We start from the raw sequence: 21,010 nt of genomic DNA, 5'->3' as shown, positions 1-21,010 counted from the left end.
GCTCCTTCCCCCACCGGGGGAAGGCGGGGATGGGGGCCGGTCTGGCCCTGGTATGTCTCCCTCGCCCGCTTGCGGGAGAGGGTGGGGGTGAGGGGGCTTTTTTCCCCTCTCCAGGCTTGAACGTTGAAAGAGATACATGCTGCGCATAGAACATATCGCCAAGCAATACAAGGACCAGCCGGTGCTGCGGGGCATTGAACTGGCGGTGGACAGCGGCGAGTTCGTCAGCCTGCTGGGCCCTTCGGGCTGCGGCAAGACCACGCTGCTGCGCATTCTGTGCGGTATCGAGCAGCCGGATGAGGGCTGCATACGCTTTCAGGGTGAGGACATCACGCGCTGGCCGGCTGCGCGGCGTGGCTTTGGTGTGGTGTTTCAGAGCTATGCGCTGTTTCCCAATCTGACGGCGGCGCAGAACGTGGCGTTTGGCCTCAAGGGTCAGGCCGCCAAACAGGCCCAGGCCCGCGTGCAGGAGATGCTGGCCCTGGTGGGCCTGGGCGCCCAGGCCCAGCGTTATCCGGCCCAGCTCTCGGGCGGCCAGCAGCAGCGCATTGCGTTGGCACGGGCTTTGGCGCCACGGCCGCGCCTGCTGCTGCTGGATGAGCCGCTGTCGGCCCTGGATGCCCAGGTGCGCACCGAGTTGCGCAGCGAAATCCGCCAGCTGCAGCGCCAACTGGGCATTGCCGCCATCATGGTCACGCACGACCAGGAGGAGGCCCTGTCCATGGCCGATCGCGTGGTGCTGATGCACCAGGGCCGCATTGAGCAGCAGGGCTCGCCCGAGCAGCTCTATGCCCAGCCGGTGAGCCATTTTGCTGCCGGCTTTGTGGGGCGCATGAATCTGCTGCCCGCCGTGGCCGAGGCCGGTGATGTGGTGCGTGTGGGCGAGGGCCGGCTGGATTGCACCACCCGCGGCTTTGACGCCGGCGATGCCCTGCTGGTGGGCGTGCGGCCCGAGAGCGTGGTGCTGCATCCGGCGCAACCGATTGCGCTGATGAATCTGTTCCGTGCGCGGGTGATGGAAACATCCTTCCTGGGCTCCATGGTGCTGGTGCGGGTCTACAGCCCCACCTTGCAGTGCCAGATCGATGTGCAATGGCCGCTGCGCCATGACGCCCAGCTGCCGGATTGGTTGCAGGGCGAGGTGCTGGTGGAGCTGCCCGCCGCCGCGCTGCAGCCGCTGGCCGCACCCGACACCTTGCGGAGGGCCGCATGAGCGTGCTGTCTGCTGTGCTGCCGGTGTCCCCATTGGGCGTTGGCGTGCCCATGCCTTCTGCTGCGGTGGAGGTGGACCGTCGCCAGGCCTCCGGCCCGGCCACGCCCCCGCAATCGCGGGTGTTCAACTGGGAAAAGCTGTGGCTGGGCTTGCTGGTGCTGGGCCTGCTAGCGGTGCTGCTGGTGGCGATTGCCTTGCCGGTGGGGACGCTGCTGGGGCGCAGCTTCTGGTCGGCCGATGACAAGTTCTCGGGCCTGGCCCAGTACTGGGTTTACGCCCGCACGCCCGGCGTGGGGCAGTCGTTGCTCAACAGCGTGCTGCTGTCCGCCATCAGCAGCACGCTGTGCGTGGCCCTGGCCTACGGCTATGCCTACGGGGTGATGCGCTCTTGCATGCCGCTGGCCAAATGGTTTCGTGCCATGGCCCTGGTGCCGCTGCTGGCGCCGTCGCTGTTGATGGCCATCAGCCTGATCTATCTGTTCGGCACGCAAGGCCTGCTCAAGTCGCTGCTGCTGGGGGGCTCGGCCTATGGGCCCTTTGGCATCGTGGTCGGCTCGGTGCTGTGGACCTTCCCGCATGCGCTGATGATGTTGTGCACCACACTGGGTTCGGGCGATGCCCGTTTGTATGAGGCCGCTGCCACGCTGGGCGCGGGCCGCTGGCGCAGCTTTTGCCAGGTCACGCTGCCGGGCAGCCGCTATGGGTTGATGATTGCCTGGGTGGTGGTCTTTGTGCTGGTGATGACGGATTTTGGCGTGCCCAAGGTCATTGGCGGCAACACGCAAATGCTGGCCACCGATATCTACAAACAGGTGATTGGCCAGCAAAACCTGTCCATGGGCGCTGTGGTGGCCATGCTGCTGCTGGTGCCGGCCGGTCTGGCCTTTGCTGCCGAGCGCCATCTGCGTGCCAAGCAGGCCGCTGCCATGGCGGTGCGTGCCGTGCCCTTGCAGCCCCAACCCCATGCGCCGCTGGACCGCGCGCTGCTGCTGTATTGCAGCCTGGTGGCCCTGGTGCTGCTGGTGGTGATGGGCACGGCGGTGCTGGCCTCGCTGGTCACGTTCTGGCCTTACAACCTGAGTCTGAGTCTGAAGAACTACCAGTTCGACATGGTGGATGGCGGTGGCTGGGCCAGCTACGGCAACTCGCTGATGCTGGCGGCGGCCACGGCCGTGCTGGGGGCCTTGCTGAGCTTTTTGAGCGCTTACCTGGTGGCCAAGCCCACGGGCTGGGCGCGGGCGCGCCAATGGCTGCATGCCATGGCCACGCTGCCCATGGCGGTGCCGGGGCTGGCGCTGGGTCTGGGCTACATCCTGTTCTTCAATGCTGCCGGCAACCCGCTGCACTTTCTCTACGGCTCTCTCGGCATTCTGGTGCTGTGCACGGTGGCGCATTTCTTCTCGGTGGCCCATATCACCCAGCTCACGGCCCTGCAGCAGCTGGATGCGGAATACGAGCGCGTGGCCGACTCCATGGGCGTGCCTTTCTGGACACTGCTGTGGCGCGTGCACCTGCCGGTGTGCCTGCCGGCCGTGATGCAGGTGGCGGGCTACTTTTTTGTGAACGCGATGACCACGGTGTCGGCGGTGGTCTTTTTGTATTCGCCCGAAACCACACTGGCCTCGGTGGCCGTGCTGGCCATGGACGATGCAGGCGACATCGCCCCGGCCGCGGCCATGGCCACGCTGATCTTTGCCACCGCTGCGGCGGGGCGCTTGCTGATCGCGGGCCTGGACGCCTGGATGCAAAAGCGCACCCAACTCTGGCGCCAGCGTTAAGAGCGTGAACACGCTCTAAGCACTTCGCGCACCACTTCCTTCCCCTTTCGCTTTTATGCCTTCTCCGCGCCGTCCTGCTGCGCGGAAGGGGCGAGCTTTACCTTTTTTCTGATTTGCTATGAAACATTACGACCTCATCGTGGTGGGCGCCGGCATCGTCGGCCTGGCCCATGCCTATACCGCTGCCTCGCGCGGCAAGTCCGTGCTGGTGCTCGAGCGCGATGCCGCCTGCCTGGGCGCCTCCATTCGCAACTTCGGCTTTGTCACCATCACCGGCCAGCGCGCCGGAGACCATTGGCAGCGGGCCATGCGCTCGCGCCAGATCTGGGCCGAGATTGCGCCCCAGGCCGGCATTGACGTGATGCACCAAGGCCTGTGGCTGACGGCCCGCCGCCCGGCCGCCGCCGCCGTGGCCGAGGCCTTTATGCGCACCGACATGGCCGAGGGCTGTGAACTGCTGACGCCGGCCCAGGCTGGAGCCCGTCACCCTGCGCTGCGCACCGAGGGCCTGCAGTCCGTGCTCTACAGCCCGCACGAGCTGCGGGTGGAGTCGCGCACCGCCATCCCGCTGCTGGCGCAGTGGCTGCAGCAGGCGTTGGGCGTGGACTTCCGTTTTGGCGAAGCCGTGCAGCAAGTAGCCACGCCGCGTGTGAGCACCTCGCGTGGGCTCTATCACGCCGAGCGTGTGGTGGTCTGCAACAACGCCGACCTTGGTGGCCTGTTTGCCGGGGAGTGGGCGCCGCACCAGGTGCAGCTGTGCCAGCTGCAGATGCTGCGCGTGCGGCCGCAGGCAGGCTTTCATCTGGCGGGCTCCGTCATGGGGGATCTGAGCATGGTGCGCTATGAAGGCTATAGCGCCTTGCCCGAAGCCGCAGCCCTGCGCGCCGAGCTGCAGCGGGACGAGGCCGACAGCCTGGCCCACGGCATCCACCTGATTGCCGTGCAAAGTGCCGATGGCTCGCTGGTGGTGGGCGACTCCCACCACTACGGTAGCGCGCCCCCGCCATTTGCCAGCCAGGCCGTGGACCAGTTGATGCTGCGCCATTTGCGCGAGGCTCTGCGCCTGGAGGGCGAGCAGGTGGTGGAGCATTGGGTGGGCACCTACCCCGTCTCGCCCGATGCGCCCTGCCTGGTCAAGGCGCCGGATGCAGCCACGCGCGTGGTGGCCGTCACCAGCGGCTCGGGCGCCAGCACGGCCTTTGGCCTGGCCGAATCGGTGTGGAACAGCTGGTGAGTGCACAGGGCGCCTGGCCATCAAAACAGGCTTGCAAGCAGACGGTGTGCGCTGAAGTTGCTATGGATTGAAGCGCATCAAACGGTGAGCACCGGGGCGCATCTAAAATGTCAGCCACAGCCCCTGCTGCACCGCCGGTGTGGCATGCAGGGCGCCGAGGCCCGCTATGCCCACCATGAAGCTCGCCATCCTGGACCGTATTGGCACCTTTCTCCCGGAGGGTGAGGATGCCATTGTCCCCGCCCAGGATTGGCAGCCCCAGCCTGGCGTGGTGGATGCCATTGCCCAGCTCAACCGCGCCGGCTGGCATGTGGTGGTGGCCACCAACCAGCCCGGCCTGGGCCGGGGCAGCGTGGACGTGAACGAGCTCAATGCCTTGCACCAGCGCATGCACCGTGAGCTGGCCCTGGCCGGTGCGCGGATAGAGGCGGTGTTCTACTGCCCCCATGCGCCGGATGAAGGCTGTCACTGCCGCAAGCCGGCTCCGGGGCTGATGCAGCAGATTGCCGCCCGCTACGGTGCCGAGCCACACGAGATCTGGGTGGTGGGCCAGGACCACCAGCATCTGAATGCCGGCGCCGCTGTGGGCGCCCATCTGCTGTGGGTGGAGCAGGGCTGCGGCGGCCCTATGCCGGGCCAGCCCCCGTCCGGGGAGGTGCAGCACTACGCCGATTGGCTGGCCCTGGCCCAGGCGCTGGCGCCCGCACCAGCCGAGGATGCAGAGCCGGTACAGGCGCGGTCCATTTCCGCGCCGCGGCCTGCGGTGCATTGAACCTGCCACAATCGTGAACCCACCGGCCCGCTGCCCTGGCTATATGGCAGCATGGCAACGGTGCCGGCCCCATTTGAACGTTTGACTATCCATGGCCTTTCTTCGCTCTTTGCTGCACATGCTGTTCATGTGCGTCACCGTCATTCCCTACACCTTGCTCATCTTGTTGCTCCGGGTGTGCGGCGCCTCGCCGGATACGCGCTGGAAGGTGGCCCGTGCCTGGCTGGCGCTGAGCGTGGATGCGGCCGGCTGGTTCTGCGGTGTGCGCTATCGGGTGCAGGGCATGGAGCATCTGCCCACCAACCCCACCGATGGGGTGGTGCTGCTGTCCAAGCACCAGTCCACCTATGAGACTTTTTTGCTGCCGGCCATCATGCCGCGCCCGCTGGCCTATGTGTTCAAGAAGGAGCTGCTGCAGATTCCATTCTTTGGCTGGTCCATAGGCAGCCTGGACATGATCCACATCGACCGCAAGCATGGCTCGCGCGCTTTCCACAAGGTGGTGGAGCAGGGCAAGCGCCTGCTGGAAAAAGGCGTGTGGGTCATCATGTTCCCCGAAGGCACGCGCATTGCGCGCGGTGAAGCGGGTGAGTACAAGACCGGCGCCACGCGCCTGGCCATCATGGCGGGCAAGCCGGTGGTGCCGGTGGCCGTGACCTCGGCCAAATGCTGGCCGCGCAAGGCCTTTGTGAAGACGCCCGGCATGGTGGAGGTGTCCATAGGCAAGCCCATTCCCACCGAAGGCCGCAAGCATGAAGAGCTGATGGCCGAGGTGCAGGCCTGGATCGAGGCCGAAATGCGCCGCCTGGACCCCGAGGCCTATCCGGCGGCAGCGGCGCCGCTGCCTGCACCCTCGGCACCTGCCCAGGACTGAGCCGCTGCGTTCGCGATCTTCATGGCGGCTGACATGCCAAAAAGCCCTGCAGCGCAATACCAAAGCGCACGAAGTGCTCTTGCTTCGATAGCGAGCCACTTGTTGCAGGCCCCGGGTCAGGCGCTGCTGTGGGGCAGCCAGGATTTTCAGCACCCTGCCGCCACGCACCAGATCCTGCTGCAAGACGGCATCCGCGTGGCCTACAAGCTGGAGCGTGCGGCGCGGCGCTCCATTGGCTTTCAGGTGAGCGAGCATGGCCTGTCCATCCGCGCGCCACGTGGGCTGTCCATGGCACAGCTGGAAGCCTCCATCCATGAAAAATCCCGCTGGATTGCGCAAAAGCTGCAGGAGCAGCGCGAGCGTGCAGGCCAGGTGCAAGCGCAGCGCATTGCCTGGGTGGATGGAGCTGCTCTGCCTTTTTTGGGCGGCCTGCTGACGCTGCACCTGAACCTCGCAGCCCCGCGCGGCGGCAGCCTGCTGGCCGTGGGCGAGGGGGCTTGGTCGCTGCATCTGCCGGTGGCCGCCAATGCCGGCGCGGCCCAGGTGCGCGCCGGCGTAGCAGCCTGGTGGCTGCGCCATGCGCGCGGCCTGTTCACCGAGCGGCTGCAGCACTATGCCCCGCAGCTGGGTGTGCAGTGGCGCAGCCTGCGCCTGTCCAATGCCCGCACGCGCTGGGGCAGTGCCAAGAGTGACGGCAGCATCATGCTGAACTGGCGGCTGCTGCACTGCAGGCTGGCCGTGCTGGACTATGTGGTGGTGCATGAGCTGTCCCACCTGCGTGTGATGGACCACAGCCCCCGCTTTTGGGCCGTGGTGGCCGAGGCCTCGCCCGGCTACGCCGCGCTGCGGGCCGAGCTGCGCGAGCACGCATCGCCGTTGTGGGCATAGCCCGGTCGCGCACCACCTGCTCCACGGCCATGGGGGCACAATATGTGCTTGCCATGGGCCGCCGGCCCGCCGCCCTTCACCACCGGATTTCGCACCATGAACGCTGACACCACTTCCTTGCATGTTCAGCCCGCTGCGGGCTACGCGGGCGATATTCCAGCCGCTTTGGCCTGGCAATGGGCCCAGGCCGGCCAGGCCGTGCTGGTGGATGTGCGCACCGATGCCGAGCGGGCCTGGGTAGGCCGGGTGCCGGGCGCTGTGGCCGTGGCGCTCAAGCAGTGGCCGGGCATGCAGACCGATCCCGACTTTGACGCCCATCTGCGCGCGGCGGTGCCTGCGGGCCAGAAAGTGCTGCTGCTGTGCCGCAGCGGCGTGCGCTCGGTGGTGGCCGCCCAGCGTGCAGCGGCGCTGGGGATAGAGGCCTACAGCATCCTCGAAGGTTTTGAAGGCGATGTGGATGGGAGCAACCAGCGCGGTAAGCTCGGCGGCTGGCGCCTCCAAGGCCTCCCATGGAGTCAGTAAAAGCTTGAATTTGGGTGGGTGAGTCGTTTGGAGGCGCTCAGACAGCGCTTCATGCTTTGTTGCTCGCCCTGGCCGTACCGGCGTACTGTCTGCGGGCGAGACGCCGCGCCTGAAGCGCTGTCTGACCGTTGTGGTGGCCGAGGCAGCGCCCACTGGCTTTTTCAGGCCCGCTCCGGTCGCCTGAGCCCAGGTGCAAAAAGGCTCCCATCGGGAGCCTTTGGCATTTTGCGGGGCGCGTTTACAGCGCAGGGATGCGCAGCTTCTGGCCGGGGTAGATCTTGTCCGGGTGGCTCAGCATGGGCTTGTTGGCCTCGAAGATCGCTGGGTATTTGTTGGCGTCGCCATAGTATTTTTTGGCGATGGCCGACAGCGTGTCGCCGCGCACCACATCGTGGTATTGGGCTTCGGGCTCGGGGTGGCTCACGGTCATTTGGTTGTCCACGCTGGTCACGCTGGAGACATTGCCACAGCACAGCGTGATTTTTTCCTTGGCGGCCTGGGTGGGTGCCACACCGGCGACCGTGACCTTGGCCTGGCTGCCGTCATACGTGACCTGCAGATCGCTGACGCCCAGGTTCAGGGTCTGGATGTAGGTGGCAATGGCCTGCGCTGCCTTGAGGTTCAAATCCTCTGGCGCGGTGGCCGCCTGGGCTTCTTTGCCACCGAACAGCTTTTCGCCGGCTTCTTTGATAAAACTGATCAGTCCCATGGGTGTACTCCTTGAGGTGGTTGGGGCAAGAGCGCCCACTGTAGCGGGAAAATGGTCGCTCTAGCGCTGCGTGTGCTGCGGTGGCATTTCTTGACTATTTCAGGGGGAGAGACCAGATACCGGGTGCTGCCTGTGACAATCTGTTCGATCGCCTCCATAAAAAATCCTGATAATCCGCCGCATGACTTTTCTGGCCATCGACATTGGCAACACCCGCTTGAAGTGGGCGATGTACGACGATTACCGACCTGGGGCTGCCTTGCTGGCCCATGGTGCCGAGTTCCTGGAGCATATTGAGCGGCTGGCCGAAGGCTGCTGGGCCGGCTTGCCGGCGCCCACGCGCATGCTGGGCTGTGTGGTGGCCGGAGACACGGCCAAGCGCCGTGTGCATGACCAGATCGAGCTGATGCTGGGCTGGCATGTCGAGCCGCAGTGGGTGGTGCCGGCGCAGGAAGAGGCGGGCGTGGCCAATGGCTATGACCATCCCTCGCGCCTGGGTGCGGACCGCTGGGTGGCCATGATTGGCGCACGCCACCAGATGCTGCAGCAGGGGCCGGCACGGCCTTTGATTGTGGTGATGGTGGGTACGGCCGTGACCGTGGATGCCCTGGATGCAGATGGTAATTTTCTGGGCGGGCTGATCATTCCGGGCCATGGCATCATGCTGCGCGCCCTGGAAGGGGGCACGGCCGGCCTGCATGTGCCCACGGGCGAGGTCAAGCTGTTCCCCAAGAATACCAGCGACGCCCTCACCAGCGGCGGCACCTATGCCATCGCCGGTGCGGTGGAGCGCATGTACCAGCATCTGTCCACCCATTGCCAAGCCAAACACCAGGCCGATCCCCTGTGCATCATGGCCGGTGGTGCGGGCTGGAAGATGGCGCCCAGCATGACGCGGCCCTTCCAGCTGCTGGACAACCTGATTTTTGATGGCCTGCTGGTGATGGCGCACAAGCGCTGGGGGTGAGGGCTGGGAACGCCGGCTCACAGACCCAGTGGTGCGGCTCAGGCAAGCCATGTCCAGACGGGGAGAAGGCAAATGATTCTGGTGACCGGCGGCGCAGGCTTTATTGGCGCCAACTTTGTGTTGGACTGGTTGGCGCACCACGCCGAGCCTGTGCTCAATGTGGACAAGCTGACCTATGCCGGCAATCTGGAGAACCTGGCTGCGCTGGAGGGCGATGCCCGCCATGTGCTGGTGCAGGCCGATATTGCAGACAGCGCCACCATGGAGCGTCTGTTGGCTGAACACCAGCCCCGCGCTGTCATCCACTTTGCGGCGGAGAGCCATGTGGACCGCTCCATCCATGGACCGGAAGACTTTATCCAGACCAATGTGGTGGGCACCTTTCGCCTGCTGGAGGCCGTGCGCGGCTACTGGAATGGCTTGGAAGAGCAGGCCAAGGCGGATTTCCGTTTTCTGCATGTGTCCACGGACGAGGTGTATGGAAGCCTGTCGCCCTCCGATCCCGCCTTCACGGAAGCCAACAACTACGAGCCCAACAGCCCGTATTCGGCCAGCAAGGCGGCCAGCGACCACCTGGTGCGAGCCTGGCACCATACCTATGGCCTACCGGTGCTGACCACCAATTGCAGCAACAACTACGGCCCGCTGCACTTCCCCGAAAAACTGATTCCGCTGGTGATCGTCAATGCCTTGGCGGGCAAGCCGCTGCCGGTCTACGGCGACGGCATGCAGGTGCGTGACTGGCTGTATGTCCGTGATCACTGCAGCGCCATCCGCCGCGTGCTGGAAGCCGGCAAGCTGGGCGAGACCTACAACGTGGGTGGCTGGAACGAGAAAGCCAATATCGACATCGTCAAAACAGTGTGTGGCTTGCTGGACCGCCTGCGCCCGCGCAGCGATGGCAAGTCCTATGCCGAGCAGATCAGCTACGTCACGGACCGCCCTGGGCATGACCGCCGCTATGCCATCGATGCACGCAAGCTGGAGCGCGAATTGGGCTGGAAGCCAGCGGAAACCTTTGAGACCGGCATCCGCAAGACGGTGCAGTGGTATCTGGACCACCCGCAGTGGGTGGTCAATGTGCAGTCCGGTGCCTACCGTGACTGGGTGCAAAAGCAGTACACCGCCACGGCGAAGTGAATATGAAGATCTTGCTGTTGGGCAAAGACGGCCAGGTCGGCTGGGAGTTGCAGCGCAGCCTGGCGCCGCTGGGTGAGTTGGTAGCGCTGGGCCGCTCTGGGGCGCAAGGGTTGTGTGGTGACCTGGGCAATCTGGAGGGCCTGGCGCAGACGGTGCGCCAGCTGCGACCCGATGTCATCGTCAACGCCGCAGCCCATACGGCCGTGGACCGCGCAGAGCCCGCGCCTGCGCTGGCCCGAACCCTCAATGCCTTGGCGCCCGAGGTCCTGGCGCGAGAGGCCCTGGCACTGGGGGCGCTGCTGGTGCACTACAGCACCGACTATGTGTTCGATGGCAGCGGCACAGCGCCGCGTGCTGAGACCGATGCCGTGGCGCCGCTGTCGGTCTACGGCAGCAGCAAGCTGGAGGGCGAGCAGCGCATACAGGCCGTGGGCTGTTCACATCTGATCTTCCGCACCAGTTGGGTCTACGCCGCGCGCGGTGGCAACTTTGCCAAGACCATGCTGCGCCTGGCCCAGGAGCGCGAAACGCTGACCGTGGTCGATGATCAATGGGGTGCGCCGACAGGGGCGGATCTGATCGCCGATGTGACGGCCCATGCCATCCGGCATGTGGTCCAGCGTAAGCAGGATGTGGGCCTGTACCACTTGGTGGCCCAGGGCGCGACCAACTGGCATGCCTATGCCCGGTATGTGGTGGAGCAGGCGCTGCAGATTCAGCCAACGCTTGCCATCAAGGCCCGGGAGATTCGCCCTGTGCCCAGTAGCGCTTTTCCCACACCCGCCAGGCGACCGCAGAGCTCGCGGCTGGATACGCACAAGCTGCAGACCACGTTCTCGCTGCAGCTTCCCGCCTGGCAGCAGGGCGTGACGCGCATGCTGCATGAAATTTTGTCAAACTGAATACCCCACACCATGACGCAAGCACGCAAAGGCATCATCTTGGCCGGCGGCTCCGGCACCCGGTTGCACCCGGCCACGCTGGCCATCAGCAAGCAGCTGCTACCGGTCTACGACAAGCCCATGATTTACTACCCGCTCAGCACGCTGATGCTGGCGGGCATACGCGACATCCTCATCATCAGCACACCGCAGGACACGCCGCGTTTTGAGCAGCTGCTGGGGGATGGCAGCCAATGGGGTTTGCGATTGCAATATGCGGTGCAGCCATCGCCCGATGGGCTGGCGCAGGCGTTTTTGATTGGCGAAACCTTTTTGGATGGGGCGCCCAGCGCCCTGGTGCTGGGCGACAATATTTTCTATGGGCATGACTTCCAGGGCCTGCTGAAAAAGGCCGATTCCCAGCAGGGCGCTACCGTGTTTGCCTACCATGTGCAGGATCCCGAGCGCTATGGCGTGGCGGAGTTTGACGCCACAGGCCAGGTGCTGTCGCTGGAAGAAAAGCCCGCCCAGCCCAAGTCCAACTATGCGGTGACGGGTTTGTACTTCTACGACAGCCAGGTGGTGGATATGGCCAAGTCGCTCAAGCCTTCGCCGCGTGGCGAGTTGGAAATCACCGACCTCAATCGCCTGTACCTGGAGCAAGGCCAGCTCAATGTGCAGCTGATGGGGCGTGGCTATGCCTGGCTGGACACCGGAACCCATGACAGCCTGCTGGAAGCAGGGCAGTTCATCGCCACGCTGGAGCAGCGCCAGGGCCTGAAAGTAGCCTGTCCGGAAGAAATCGCGTTTCGCAGCGGCTGGATTGACGCGGCACAGGTGGAAAAGCTGGCCCAGCCCCTGCTGAAAAACGGCTATGGCAAATATTTGATGCAATGCCTCAAAGGTGGTGTGCGATGAAAGCCACGCCCACAGCCATTCCCGATGTCATGGTGGTGGAGCCCAAGGTGTTTGGCGACGCCCGCGGCTTCTTCTATGAAAGCTTCAACCAGCAGGCTTTCAATACGGCCACGGGAACGGACTACCAGTTTGTTCAAGACAACCACAGCCGCAGCAGCAAAGGTGTGCTGCGCGGACTGCACTACCAGCTGCCGCCTCATGCCCAGGGCAAGCTGGTGCGTGTGGTGCGCGGCGCGGTGTGGGATGTGGCTGTGGATATTCGCCAGGGCTCTTCCACCTTTGGCCGCTGGGTGGCTGAGGAGTTGACGGAGTACAGCCACAAGCAGTTCTGGATTCCGCCAGGCTTTGCCCATGGATTTGTGGTGCTGAGCGAGTCGGCCGACTTCCTGTACAAAACCACGGACTACTACGCGCCGCAATCCGATCGCGGGCTGCGTTGGAATGATCCGCAGATCGCCATTCCTTGGCCGGATCTGGGCATGGAGTGGCTGCTGTCGGATAAGGACTGCCAACAGCCCTTGCTACAGGATGCGGAAGTTTTTTCCGTATAGCCTGGGGCGTGCGGTTTAGCTGCCCTGCAGCAGGCCCAAGACCAGGGCCAGCAGCAGCAAGCCGCACAGCACGGCCAACGTGATCTTCACCCAGCTATAGGGGCGTTCACCTGCAATCTGGCCGGTGTAGCCATTGGCCACGATCTGGTAGGTGGTGCGGCCATAGGTATAGCCCACCAGCCAGACCGGCACCAGTATGTGTTTGAAGCTGCGGCCGCTGTAGTCACACCGCACCTGCAGATTGCGCTGCGTGTCGCCGGGCACCTGGCTTGCACACAAGCTGCGCAGCTGATCGTCCATATCGCCCTCGTTGATCTGGGCGGCTTTAGCCAGGTCCACCTGGTAGCGCTCCACGGTCCAGCCGCGCACAAACTCGGGTGTATAGGGCTGCAGGTCGGTGGTGGTGGGGAAGGGCTCCACCTGGCGCAGCAACTGGGGTTGCACGCCCACAGTGCCGGGCACCAGTTCGTCGTCAAAAAAATGCTGCAAGCGGCCGGCGGCGGGCTCCCAGCGCACATGGCGCACCTCGCGGGTCTGGGTGTTGCCGTTGCTGTCGCGGTAGGTTTCGGTGGTGTAGTAGTAAAAGCCAGCCTCTGCCCGCCACTGGGCATCGGCGTGGGCGTCAAACGTCCAATAGGGCAGGTAGACGCCGTGCAAGGTGTCGGTCAGCGCGGCCGTTTTGAGCTTGTTGGGGGCAAACCAGCGGCTGCCATACCACTGGCGGATGCGGTCACGTATTTGTCCGTCACTGATCTTGAAAGGCAGAATGCTTTGCGGGGTGATGGCGTCTTGCGCCGCTTCATGCGCGACGATGGCGGGGGAGCCACAAAAATCACAGCGCTGGGCCGCGGTCTTGCTGGTCAGCACCGAGATGGCCCGGCAGTTCTGGCATTGCACCTCGTAGCGCCCATCACCCCAGCCCCGGGCCGCAGCCGGGTTGCGCAGCGCGGCTTCCAGATCCTGCTCGGCCACCTGTTGGCCCAGCTGTTCACGTGTTTCCTCGCTCCACGCCATCTCGGTGCCGCAGTACGGGCATTTGAGCGACTGGGCCTTGGCATTCCACTCCAGATTGGCGCCGCACTCCGGGCAGGCATGCTTGCCCACCATGGAAGGCGGCGCCGCGTTAGGTGCTGCGGAATAGGGCGAGGAGGAAGCGTTATCAGACACGATGGAAAAGGACAGAAACTCGTATCAAGCGGCAGGGCGCGGCGCTTAAAACCGGCGCGGCCCAAGGTCAGGACACCGCGCAAGGGCCGCCTTGTATCCCGGGTAGGCGCTGGTGTCGTCCCCCTCCGGCGAAGCCAGAGAGGGGGAAGGCGCGCAGCGACTCAGGGGGTGACTAGCCCTTTAAAAACTCATCCAGCGCCGACTGCGCGATGCGCCACTGGCTGCCGATTTGGCGGGCTTTGAGATTGCCGGCCTGGATCTCGGCCAGCACATCGGCTTCGGCCACGCCCAGCACCTGGGCGGCCTGGGCCGGAGTCAAAACTTGCATAGCAGCTTGTGCAGGCGCTGCCTGGGTTTGTGCGGCCTGGGCTGCTGCAGGCGAGAAGGGGTCTGCAGCGGCAGCTCCTGTTGCAGGAGCACCGGCCGCACCACCTGCGCCACCACCTTGCATGCTCTTCATCATCTCCTGGGCCATGCCAAAGCCCATGGCCATGGTGGCGGGCATGGTGGCCGCAGCCGCGCCTTCACCGCCGTTGGCCATGGCCTGGCCCATTTGGTACTTCACATAGTCGTTGAGGTTGCCAATGGCCGTCATGCTGGAGCGCTTGTCGATGGCCTGCTCCACCTCGGGTGGCACGGAGACGTTTTCCAGAATGAAGCTGGTGATCTCCAGGCCGTACTTGTCTGTGACGGCGGGGTTGATGAGCTGCAGCAGCGCCTCGCCCAGGTCGCTGTAGCGGGTGGCTACATCCAACACCGGCACCTGGGCCTTGGCCAGGGCTTCGGTGAAGATGCTGACGATGCGCGAGCGCATGGTGTCGGCAAACTCATCCAGGCGGAAGTTCTGGTCCGTGCCCGCCACTTCCTTGAGGAACTTGGCCGGCTCCACGATGCGAAAGTCGTAGGTGCCGAAGGCACGCAGGCGCACCACGCCAAAGTCCTTGTCGCGCACCATCACGGGGTTGGAAGTCCCCCATTTGTTGCCGGTGAACAAGCGCGTGTTGATGTAGTAGACATCGCACTTGAACGGCGACTGAAAGCCGTATTTCCAGCCCCGGATGGTGGACAGCACGGGGATGTTCTCGGTCGACAGGGTGTGCTTGCCGGGGCCGAACAGGTCGGCATATTCGCCGGCCGAGACAAATTGCACCTGCTGCGATTCGCGCACGATCAGCTGTGCGCCGTTCTTGATTTCCTTGTCCTCGTCCGGCCAGCGGTAGGACAGGGTGTCGCGTGAGTCATCGGTCCATTCGATGACTTCGATCAGCTGGTTTTTGATGATTTTCAGAAAGTCCATGCACAACCTCTTGGTCCGGGGGCGGAAAAATGGGCAATCCATTGTAGGGCCCTGCCAGAAGCGGGGTGGTTGCCAAATTATCAAAAAACGTAGCTGTAGTTGCTTGTATATCAAGCAGTTTCGTCGGATGTGGCTTTGACTGCGCTCCAGAGCTGGAGTTCGGAGCGAGCACCAGCTAACATCTGGCGCTTTCAATCACTATCACAGGAGATATATATGGAGAAACCGCAGGTTCAGCAGCCGTCAGCAGCGTTTGTGGGGGCATCTTGGGCCGCTCTTTTACTGGGGGGCGCTGCCTATATGGTGGGGTTGTGGAATGCGGGCATGGCGCTCAACGAAAAGGGCTACTACTTCGCCGTGCTGGTGCTTGGCCTGTATGCGGCGATTTCGCTGCAAAAAGTGGTGCGTGACCGTATCGAAGACATTCCCGTTACAGGCATCTACTACGGCATCAGCTGGGTGGCTTTGCTCATCGGTGTGGGGTTGTTGGCGGTGGGCCTGTTCAATGCCACGTTGGCGTTGAGCGAAAAAGGCTTTTATGCGATGGCCTTTTTGCTTGCCCTTTTTGGCGCCATAGCGGTGCAGAAAAATACCCGTGACATTCAGGCGCACCACGGAGAAAAGCCGAAATCTGCGCAGAGCAAGACGGAGCGAAGCACCGAGGGGGATGCCGGTGTGACGCAGGGTCAGCGTGTGCTTGCATCCGTCGATGGGGCGGGCAGCAAGCCCGTAAGAGACAGCCAAAACTAAGTTCTCTGAGCCTGATCTGCCAAGTTGCCAAGAGTGCGCGTGCTTGAAAACACGGCAGATCAGGTTCGAGGTGCTATGAAATAACCTGACCGGGAGGCGAACGCGTTTTATCGCAAAGCCAGGCCCTTCAGCCAGGGTCGTAAAATCACAATCTTGTGCAGCGAAAGACTGCCTTTATCCAACGGGCATGCCCCATTGCCGCACCGACTGAACGACCATCCATGCTGACCTTCCAACAAATCATTCTGAAACTGCAGTCCTACTGGGCCGACCATGGCTGTGCCTTGCTCCAGCCCTACGACATGGAAGTCGGCGCCGGTACCTCGCACACCGCCACCTTTTTGCGCGCCATTGGGCCCGAGCCCTGGAAGGCCGCCTACGTGCAGCCCAGCCGCCGTCCCAAGGATGGCCGCTATGGCGAGAACCCCAACCGCCTGCAGCATTACTACCAGTTCCAGGTGGTGCTCAAGCCCGCGCCGGACAACATCCTGGAGCTGTACCTGGGCTCGCTCGAGGCCCTGGGCTTTGATCTGAAGAAGAACGACATCCGCTTTGTCGAAGACGACTGGGAGAACCCCACGCTGGGCGCCTGGGGCCTGGGCTGGGAAGTCTGGCTCAATGGCATGGAGGTGACGCAGTTCACCTATTTCCAGCAAGTGGCCGGCATTGACTGCAAGCCCGCCACTGGCGAGATCACCTATGGCCTGGAGCGTCTGGCTATGTATCTGCAAGGCAAGGAGTCGGTGTATGACCTGGTCTATACCGACGGCCTGAGCTATGGTGATGTGTTCCACCAGAACGAGGTGGAGCAGTCCACCTACAACTTCGAGCATTCAAACGCGGACTTTTTGTTCACGGCCTTCACGGCCCATGAAGAAACGGCGGTCAAGCTGATCGACGCCCAGCTGGCGCTGCCCGCCTACGAGCAGGTGCTCAAAGCGGCCCACACCTTCAACCTGCTGGATGCCCGTGGCGCCATCAGCGTGACCGAGCGCGCAGCCTATATTGGCCGCATCCGTAACCTGGCCCGGGCCGTGGGTAAGAGCTACTACGAAAGCCGTGCGCGTCTGGGCTTTCCCATGGCGCCCAAGGCCCATGCCGACGAGGTACTGGCCGAGTTGGCCAAGGCCGCAGAGCAGGCTCCCAAGAAGGCCGCGGCCTGAGTTCTGCGGTCGCCGCTTTCACTCCCAAGCCTTCAACGCCCTCCATGCCCACCATCTTCTCGCACATTGCCGTGCCCATAGCCGCCACGCTGGCCCTGGGCACACGCCGCGTGCCGCCCAGCATGCTGCTGGCGGGCATGCTGGCCAGCATTGCGCCGGACTTTGATGGCATCACGCGCCAGTTCGGCACCCACCTGCACGGCATGTGGGACCACCGGGGCTATACCCATACCCTGGGTTTTGCGCTACTCATGGGCCTGATCGGCCTGGGATTGGCAAAGCACTGGACGGTATCGCGCCTGGCGGGCTTTGCCTGGATGGCGCTGTGCTGCTTTTCCCATCCGCTGCTGGACATGTTGACCAGTGGCGGCAGCGGGATCGCGGCGCTGTGGCCCTTGAGTGAACAGCGGTTTTTCAGTCCCTGGCGACCCATCAAGGTGTCGCCCATTGTTGCAAGCCAGTTTTTCTCGCAGCGCGGCTGGCAGGTGGTGAGCAATGAACTGCTCACCATATGGCTGCCCTTGATGGCCCTGGGCCTGTCGTGTTTTGCGCTGCGCCATATCCGGAAATCCCCATGAGTTCCTCCCAGAATCTACTCGTTGAACTGTTTGTCGAAGAGCTGCCTCCCAAGGCGCTGCAAAAGCTGGGTGATGCTTTCGCCGCCGTGCTGTTTGAGCAACTCAAGGCCCAGGGCCTGCTGGCCTCGACTGAATCGCGCCTGACGGCCTATGCCTCGCCTCGCCGCCTGGCCGTGCACATCACCGAAGTGCTGCCCCAGGCCGACGACAAGGCCGTCTCGCAAAAGCTGATGCCCGTCTCCGTGGGGCTGGATGCCGAAGGCAAGCCCACGCCCGCCCTGCTCAAGAAGCTGGCTGCGCTGGGTGCTGACGCATCCGCTGCGGACAGCCTGCAGCGCCAGGGCGAAGGCAAGGCGGAAGCCTTGTTCTATGCATCCACGGCCAAGGGCGTGATGCTCACGGATGGCGTGCAAAAAGCGCTGGATGAAAGCCTGGCCAAACTGCCCATCCCCAAGGTGATGCGCTACCAGCTGCAGGATGGCTGGACCAGCGTGCACTTTGTGCGCCCGGCCCATGGCTTGGTGGTGATGCATGGCACGGAAGTGCTGATCGGCGTGAAGGCCCTGGGCCTGACCGCAGGTGTGGCCACCCATGGCCACCGCTTTGAAGCGGCTGTGGACCCAGTGGTGCTCCAGAGCGCCGACAGCTATGCCGAACAACTGCGCGAAGAGGGCGCTGTGATCGCCAGCTTCACCGAGCGCCGTGCTGAGATCGCCCGCCAGCTGAAAGCGGCTGCAGAGCGTGTGGGTAGCGGTGTGCGTGCTATCGAAGACGAAGCGCTGCTGGATGAGGTGACGGCCCTGGTCGAGCGCCCCCATGTGCTGGTTTGCGAGTTCGAGAAGGAATTCCTGGACGTGCCCCAGGAATGCCTGATTCTGACCATGAAGGCCAACCAGAAGTACTTCCCGCTGCTGGATGCTGCAGGCCGGTTGACCCACCAGTTCCTGGTGGTCAGCAACATCAGCCCGCAAGACGCATCGGCCGTCACTGGCGGCAACGAGCGCGTGGTGCGCCCCCGCCTGGCCGACGCCAAGTTCTTCTTTGACCAGGACCGCAAAAAGACCCTCTCCAGCCGCGTGGAGCTGCTGGACAAGGTGGTCTACCACAACAAGCTGGGCACCCAGGGCGAGCGCATTGCCCGCGTGCGCGCCATTGCCAAGGCCATTGCCCAGCAACTGGGCAAGCCCGAACTCGGCCGCCAGGCCGACCAGGCTGCCATGCTGGCCAAGACCGATCTGGTTACCGACATGGTGGGCGAGTTCCCCGAGCTGCAAGGCACCATGGGCCGCTACTACGCCCTGAACGATCAGCTGGATGTGGCCGTGGCCGACGCCATTGAAGACCACTACAAGCCCCGCTTTGCCGGCGACGAACTGCCCCGTGGTGATGTGGGCGTGGTCGTGGCCCTGGCCGACAAGCTGGAAACCCTGGTCGGCATGTTCGGCATCGGCAATCTGCCCACCGGTGACCGCGACCCCTTCGCCCTGCGCCGCCACGCCCTTGGCGTGATCCGCATGCTGGTGGAAAAAGACCTGGAGCTGGATCTGGAAACGCTGCTGGTCAGCACCTTGCCTGCCTTTGGCGACAAGATTCAGGATGCCACGCCTCAGCTGGTCGAATTCATCTACGACCGCCTGGCCAATCTGCTGCGCGAGCAAGGCTTTAGCGCCCAGGAAGTCGAAGCCGTGCTGGCCCTGCAACCCCAGCGCCTGTCCGACGTGCAAAAACGCCTGGAGGCCGTGCGCGCCTTTGCCGCGTTGCCCGAGGCCCCGGCCCTTGCCGCCGCCAACAAGCGCGTGGGCAATATCCTGAAGAAGGCCGAGACGGCCGTGCAGCCCCAGGTCAACGCTGCGCTGTTGGCAGAGCAGGCTGAGAAAGACCTGTACGCAGCCTTGCAGCAAGTGGCGCCCAAGGCTGAGCAGCAATTTGCAGCAGGTGATTACACTGCCAGCTTGCAAACCCTGGCAGCCTTGCGTGTACCCGTCGACGCCTTCTTCGAGCACGTGATGGTGAATGCGGAAGACGCTGCACTCAAGGCGAATCGCTTGGGGCTGTTGGCTACGCTGCATCAGGCCATGAATCGGGTGGCGGATTTGTCACGATTGGCCGCTTAAAAGCCAACAGTGGGCAAACACATAAATCCTCAGGTCAGGTAGTGAGCTGAAGATTTTTTCGGCGTTGTGGTGCAAGAGCTATTCGATGCAACTGTGAATGAATACTTTATTGGCGCCCAGACGCATAAAGCACATTTCTAGGTCTGCATCGGTGTTCCAATCGGTACTGCATATTTATCGGAAAGAGAGATGATGGTGGTGAATTACAAAGAACAAGACATCGCCGTAATTGGGCTGGGCTACGTAGGCCTGCCGCTGGCGGTCGAGTTTGGTAAAAAAAGAAATGTGATTGGTTTCGACATCAGCCAGCCGCGTATTGCGGAGCTGAAGGCTGGTAAGGACAGCACGCTGGAAGTTGAGCCAGAGCAACTCAAGTCCGCGAGCTTGCTGCGTTATAGCTACACGCTGGACGACTTGCGTCAAGCGAAGATTTTTATCGTCACAGTGCCCACGCCAGTTGATGAGGTCAATCGACCGGATCTGACGCCCCTGATCAAGGCCAGCGAAACGGTGGGCCGGGTCATGACTCCGGGATCCATTGTCATCTATGAGTCCACGGTCTATCCAGGAGCCACGGAAGAGGCGTGTGTCCCTGTGCTGGAGCGGGTGTCGGGTCTGAAGTTTAACAAGGACTTTTTTGCCGGCTATAGCCCTGAGCGTATCAATCCAGGTGACAAGGTCAACACGCTGACCAAGATTAAGAAGATCATCAGTGGCAGCACCCCGGAGATTGCTACGGTAGTGAGTGAGCTGTATTCCAGCATCATCACGGCCGGAACCCATATGGCGACGAGCATTAAGGTGGCGGAAGCTGCCAAGGTGATTGAGAATACGCAGCGCGATCTGAATATCGCCTTGGTGAATGAGCTGTCGGTAATCTTTGATCGCTTGGGAATCGACACTCTGGACGTGCTGGAGGCGGCGGGAACCAAATGGAATTTCCTGCCCTTCCGTCCTGGTCTGGTAGGGGGACATTGCATCGGTGTGGATCCCTACTACCTGACGCACAAGGCCGAGCAGGTGGGTTACCACCCCCAGGTCATCCTAGCGGGTCGTCGTATCAACGACAACATGGCGCGTTATGTGGCGCGCAACACCATCAAGCGTATGTTGCAAAACGGTGTTGATGTACCGCGCTCCCGTGTGGGCGTGTTGGGGGTGACCTTCAAGGAAAACTGCCCTGACATTCGCAATAGCAAGGTTGCCGATTTGGTGCGTGAACTGCAGGCATGGGGCGCGGAGGTGGTCGTGGCCGATCCATGGGCAGATTCTGCGGAAGTGGCCCACGAATATGGCATTCAGCTCGGAAAAATTGATGGCAATCACCAAGTTGATGCTTTGGTCGTGGCTGTCGGACACCAGGAGTTTCGCCAAGCACAGCTGCAGGAGCTGCGCGGCTGGACGCGTGGTGATGCTCCGGTACTAGCCGATGTAAAAAGCCTTTTTGATCGTGACGCAGCGGCCAAGGCCGGCTTCACGGTGTTCCGCCTCTGA

20 protein-coding genes are annotated in these 21,010 nt (G+C 63.2%); 17 read left to right on the top strand and 3 right to left on the bottom strand.

Features of this window, described 5'->3' with window-relative positions; translation table 11 throughout:
- Nucleotides 1–136: 136 nt before the first annotated feature.
- The 7 genes from ACA027_RS19810 to ACA027_RS19780 all read left to right on the top strand — a co-directional run bounded on the left by ACA027_RS19810 (nucleotide 137) and on the right by ACA027_RS19780 (nucleotide 7,281).
- A complete protein-coding gene (locus ACA027_RS19810) occupies nucleotides 137–1,213 on the top strand; it encodes an ABC transporter ATP-binding protein (protein WP_370679899.1) in 1,077 nt (358 codons plus the stop codon).
- Nucleotides 1,210–2,991 carry a putative 2-aminoethylphosphonate ABC transporter permease subunit gene (locus ACA027_RS19805; protein WP_370679898.1) on the top strand — a complete coding sequence of 594 codons (1,782 nt, stop codon included), beginning with the start codon at nucleotides 1,210–1,212 and terminating at the stop codon, nucleotides 2,989–2,991. Before ACA027_RS19810 ends, ACA027_RS19805 begins: the two co-directional genes overlap by 4 nt.
- Nucleotides 2,992–3,109: 118 nt before the next feature.
- Complete coding sequence (locus ACA027_RS19800) at nucleotides 3,110–4,225, top strand: TIGR03364 family FAD-dependent oxidoreductase (RefSeq protein WP_370679897.1); 1,116 nt, start codon at nucleotides 3,110–3,112, stop codon at nucleotides 4,223–4,225.
- A gap of 175 nt (nucleotides 4,226–4,400) precedes the next feature.
- Nucleotides 4,401–4,997 (top strand): D-glycero-alpha-D-manno-heptose-1,7-bisphosphate 7-phosphatase, encoded by a 597-nt coding sequence (locus tag ACA027_RS19795; RefSeq protein ID WP_370679896.1) that lies wholly within the window; start codon nucleotides 4,401–4,403, stop codon nucleotides 4,995–4,997.
- 91 nt (nucleotides 4,998–5,088) lie between these two features.
- A complete protein-coding gene (locus ACA027_RS19790; protein WP_370679895.1) occupies nucleotides 5,089–5,871 on the top strand; it encodes a lysophospholipid acyltransferase family protein in 783 nt (260 codons plus the stop codon).
- 99 nt (nucleotides 5,872–5,970) lie between these two features.
- Nucleotides 5,971–6,759 (top strand): M48 family metallopeptidase, encoded by a 789-nt coding sequence (locus ACA027_RS19785; protein WP_370679894.1) that lies wholly within the window; start codon nucleotides 5,971–5,973, stop codon nucleotides 6,757–6,759.
- Between the two features lie 96 nt (nucleotides 6,760–6,855).
- Nucleotides 6,856–7,281, top strand: a complete 426-nt coding sequence (locus ACA027_RS19780) for a rhodanese-like domain-containing protein (protein WP_370679893.1) — start codon at nucleotides 6,856–6,858, stop codon at nucleotides 7,279–7,281.
- A gap of 238 nt (nucleotides 7,282–7,519) precedes the next feature.
- On the opposite strand, the gene lysM is transcribed toward ACA027_RS19780, so the two are convergent.
- Entirely contained in the window at nucleotides 7,520–7,990 is a 471-nt protein-coding gene (gene lysM, locus ACA027_RS19775) for a peptidoglycan-binding protein LysM (protein WP_370679892.1), read from the bottom strand.
- A gap of 181 nt (nucleotides 7,991–8,171) precedes the next feature.
- Here lysM and ACA027_RS19770 point away from each other — a divergent pair, with 181 nt between their 5' ends.
- The 5 genes from ACA027_RS19770 to rfbC all read left to right on the top strand — a co-directional run bounded on the left by ACA027_RS19770 (nucleotide 8,172) and on the right by rfbC (nucleotide 12,447).
- The gene (locus ACA027_RS19770) at nucleotides 8,172–8,957 is read left to right on the top strand and encodes a type III pantothenate kinase (protein WP_370679891.1); all 786 of its coding nucleotides are present in this window, start codon (nucleotides 8,172–8,174) and stop codon (nucleotides 8,955–8,957) included.
- A 72-nt stretch (nucleotides 8,958–9,029) separates the two neighbouring features.
- A complete protein-coding gene (gene rfbB / locus ACA027_RS19765) occupies nucleotides 9,030–10,097 on the top strand; it encodes a dTDP-glucose 4,6-dehydratase (RefSeq protein ID WP_370679890.1) in 1,068 nt (355 codons plus the stop codon).
- Nucleotides 10,098–10,099: 2 nt separating this feature from the next.
- Nucleotides 10,100–10,999, top strand: coding sequence for a dTDP-4-dehydrorhamnose reductase (gene rfbD, locus ACA027_RS19760; RefSeq protein WP_370679889.1), 900 nt, complete (start codon nucleotides 10,100–10,102; stop codon nucleotides 10,997–10,999).
- Nucleotides 11,000–11,011: 12 nt separating this feature from the next.
- On the top strand, nucleotides 11,012–11,896 hold the full coding sequence (gene rfbA, locus ACA027_RS19755) for a glucose-1-phosphate thymidylyltransferase RfbA (protein ID WP_370679888.1): 885 nt from the start codon (nucleotides 11,012–11,014) through the stop codon (nucleotides 11,894–11,896).
- Nucleotides 11,893–12,447 (top strand): dTDP-4-dehydrorhamnose 3,5-epimerase, encoded by a 555-nt coding sequence (gene rfbC, locus ACA027_RS19750; RefSeq protein ID WP_370679887.1) that lies wholly within the window; start codon nucleotides 11,893–11,895, stop codon nucleotides 12,445–12,447. Before rfbA ends, rfbC begins: the two co-directional genes overlap by 4 nt.
- Before the next feature lie 15 nt (nucleotides 12,448–12,462).
- Here the strand turns inward: rfbC and ACA027_RS19745 are convergent, their stop codons facing one another.
- Together ACA027_RS19745 and ACA027_RS19740 are read right to left on the bottom strand one after the other, a co-directional pair.
- Nucleotides 12,463–13,554 carry a zinc ribbon domain-containing protein gene (locus ACA027_RS19745; protein WP_370682639.1) on the bottom strand — a complete coding sequence of 364 codons (1,092 nt, stop codon included), beginning with the start codon at nucleotides 13,552–13,554 and terminating at the stop codon, nucleotides 12,463–12,465.
- Nucleotides 13,555–13,786: 232 nt separating this feature from the next.
- Nucleotides 13,787–14,911 carry an SPFH domain-containing protein gene (locus ACA027_RS19740; RefSeq protein ID WP_370679886.1) on the bottom strand — a complete coding sequence of 375 codons (1,125 nt, stop codon included), beginning with the start codon at nucleotides 14,909–14,911 and terminating at the stop codon, nucleotides 13,787–13,789.
- A 216-nt stretch (nucleotides 14,912–15,127) separates the two neighbouring features.
- Between ACA027_RS19740 and yiaA the strand changes: the two genes are divergently transcribed.
- The 5 genes from yiaA (at nucleotide 15,128) to ACA027_RS19715 (ending at nucleotide 21,010) form a co-directional block, all read left to right on the top strand.
- Nucleotides 15,128–15,661 (top strand): inner membrane protein YiaA, encoded by a 534-nt coding sequence (gene yiaA / locus ACA027_RS19735; RefSeq protein ID WP_370679885.1) that lies wholly within the window; start codon nucleotides 15,128–15,130, stop codon nucleotides 15,659–15,661.
- Between the two features lie 221 nt (nucleotides 15,662–15,882).
- Nucleotides 15,883–16,824, top strand: a complete 942-nt coding sequence (glyQ, locus tag ACA027_RS19730; protein WP_370679884.1) for a glycine--tRNA ligase subunit alpha — start codon at nucleotides 15,883–15,885, stop codon at nucleotides 16,822–16,824.
- 44 nt (nucleotides 16,825–16,868) lie between these two features.
- Nucleotides 16,869–17,402, top strand: coding sequence for a metal-dependent hydrolase (locus tag ACA027_RS19725; RefSeq protein WP_370679883.1), 534 nt, complete (start codon nucleotides 16,869–16,871; stop codon nucleotides 17,400–17,402).
- On the top strand, nucleotides 17,399–19,516 hold the full coding sequence (gene glyS, locus ACA027_RS19720; RefSeq protein ID WP_370679882.1) for a glycine--tRNA ligase subunit beta: 2,118 nt from the start codon (nucleotides 17,399–17,401) through the stop codon (nucleotides 19,514–19,516). Before ACA027_RS19725 ends, glyS begins: the two co-directional genes overlap by 4 nt.
- A 189-nt stretch (nucleotides 19,517–19,705) precedes the next feature.
- A complete protein-coding gene (locus tag ACA027_RS19715) occupies nucleotides 19,706–21,010 on the top strand; it encodes a nucleotide sugar dehydrogenase (RefSeq protein ID WP_370679881.1) in 1,305 nt (434 codons plus the stop codon).

This window comes from Comamonas sp. GB3 AK4-5, assembly GCF_041320665.1.
GTDB lineage: Bacteria > Pseudomonadota > Gammaproteobacteria > Burkholderiales > Burkholderiaceae_C > Comamonas.
The sequence above is the reverse complement of the archived record's forward strand: the minus strand, read 5'-3'. Positions and strand labels throughout refer to the sequence as shown.

Excerpts from the sequence above, each read along its gene's own strand:
- ACA027_RS19780 (WP_370679893.1), top strand. The coding sequence starts at position 6,856 with ATGAACGCTGACACCACTTCCTTGCATGTTCAGCCCGCTGCGGGCTAC.
- ACA027_RS19800 (WP_370679897.1), top strand. The coding sequence starts at position 3,110 with ATGAAACATTACGACCTCATCGTGGTGGGCGCCGGCATCGTCGGCCTG.
- ACA027_RS19740 (WP_370679886.1), bottom strand. The coding sequence starts at position 14,911 with ATGGACTTTCTGAAAATCATCAAAAACCAGCTGATCGAAGTCATCGAA.
- ACA027_RS19715 (WP_370679881.1), top strand. The coding sequence starts at position 19,706 with ATGATGGTGGTGAATTACAAAGAACAAGACATCGCCGTAATTGGGCTG.
- ACA027_RS19795 (WP_370679896.1), top strand. The coding sequence starts at position 4,401 with ATGAAGCTCGCCATCCTGGACCGTATTGGCACCTTTCTCCCGGAGGGT.
- rfbB (WP_370679890.1), top strand. The coding sequence starts at position 9,030 with ATGATTCTGGTGACCGGCGGCGCAGGCTTTATTGGCGCCAACTTTGTG.
- ACA027_RS19745 (WP_370682639.1), bottom strand. The coding sequence starts at position 13,554 with ATGGTGGGCAAGCATGCCTGCCCGGAGTGCGGCGCCAATCTGGAGTGG.
- glyQ (WP_370679884.1), top strand. The coding sequence starts at position 15,883 with ATGCTGACCTTCCAACAAATCATTCTGAAACTGCAGTCCTACTGGGCC.
- rfbC (WP_370679887.1), top strand. The coding sequence starts at position 11,893 with ATGAAAGCCACGCCCACAGCCATTCCCGATGTCATGGTGGTGGAGCCC.
- ACA027_RS19805 (WP_370679898.1), top strand. The coding sequence starts at position 1,210 with ATGAGCGTGCTGTCTGCTGTGCTGCCGGTGTCCCCATTGGGCGTTGGC.
- ACA027_RS19725 (WP_370679883.1), top strand. The coding sequence starts at position 16,869 with ATGCCCACCATCTTCTCGCACATTGCCGTGCCCATAGCCGCCACGCTG.
- yiaA (WP_370679885.1), top strand. The coding sequence starts at position 15,128 with ATGGAGAAACCGCAGGTTCAGCAGCCGTCAGCAGCGTTTGTGGGGGCA.
- lysM (WP_370679892.1), bottom strand. The coding sequence starts at position 7,990 with ATGGGACTGATCAGTTTTATCAAAGAAGCCGGCGAAAAGCTGTTCGGT.
- rfbD (WP_370679889.1), top strand. The coding sequence starts at position 10,100 with ATGAAGATCTTGCTGTTGGGCAAAGACGGCCAGGTCGGCTGGGAGTTG.
- ACA027_RS19770 (WP_370679891.1), top strand. The coding sequence starts at position 8,172 with ATGACTTTTCTGGCCATCGACATTGGCAACACCCGCTTGAAGTGGGCG.
- rfbA (WP_370679888.1), top strand. The coding sequence starts at position 11,012 with ATGACGCAAGCACGCAAAGGCATCATCTTGGCCGGCGGCTCCGGCACC.
- glyS (WP_370679882.1), top strand. The coding sequence starts at position 17,399 with ATGAGTTCCTCCCAGAATCTACTCGTTGAACTGTTTGTCGAAGAGCTG.
- ACA027_RS19790 (WP_370679895.1), top strand. The coding sequence starts at position 5,089 with ATGGCCTTTCTTCGCTCTTTGCTGCACATGCTGTTCATGTGCGTCACC.
- ACA027_RS19810 (WP_370679899.1), top strand. The coding sequence starts at position 137 with ATGCTGCGCATAGAACATATCGCCAAGCAATACAAGGACCAGCCGGTG.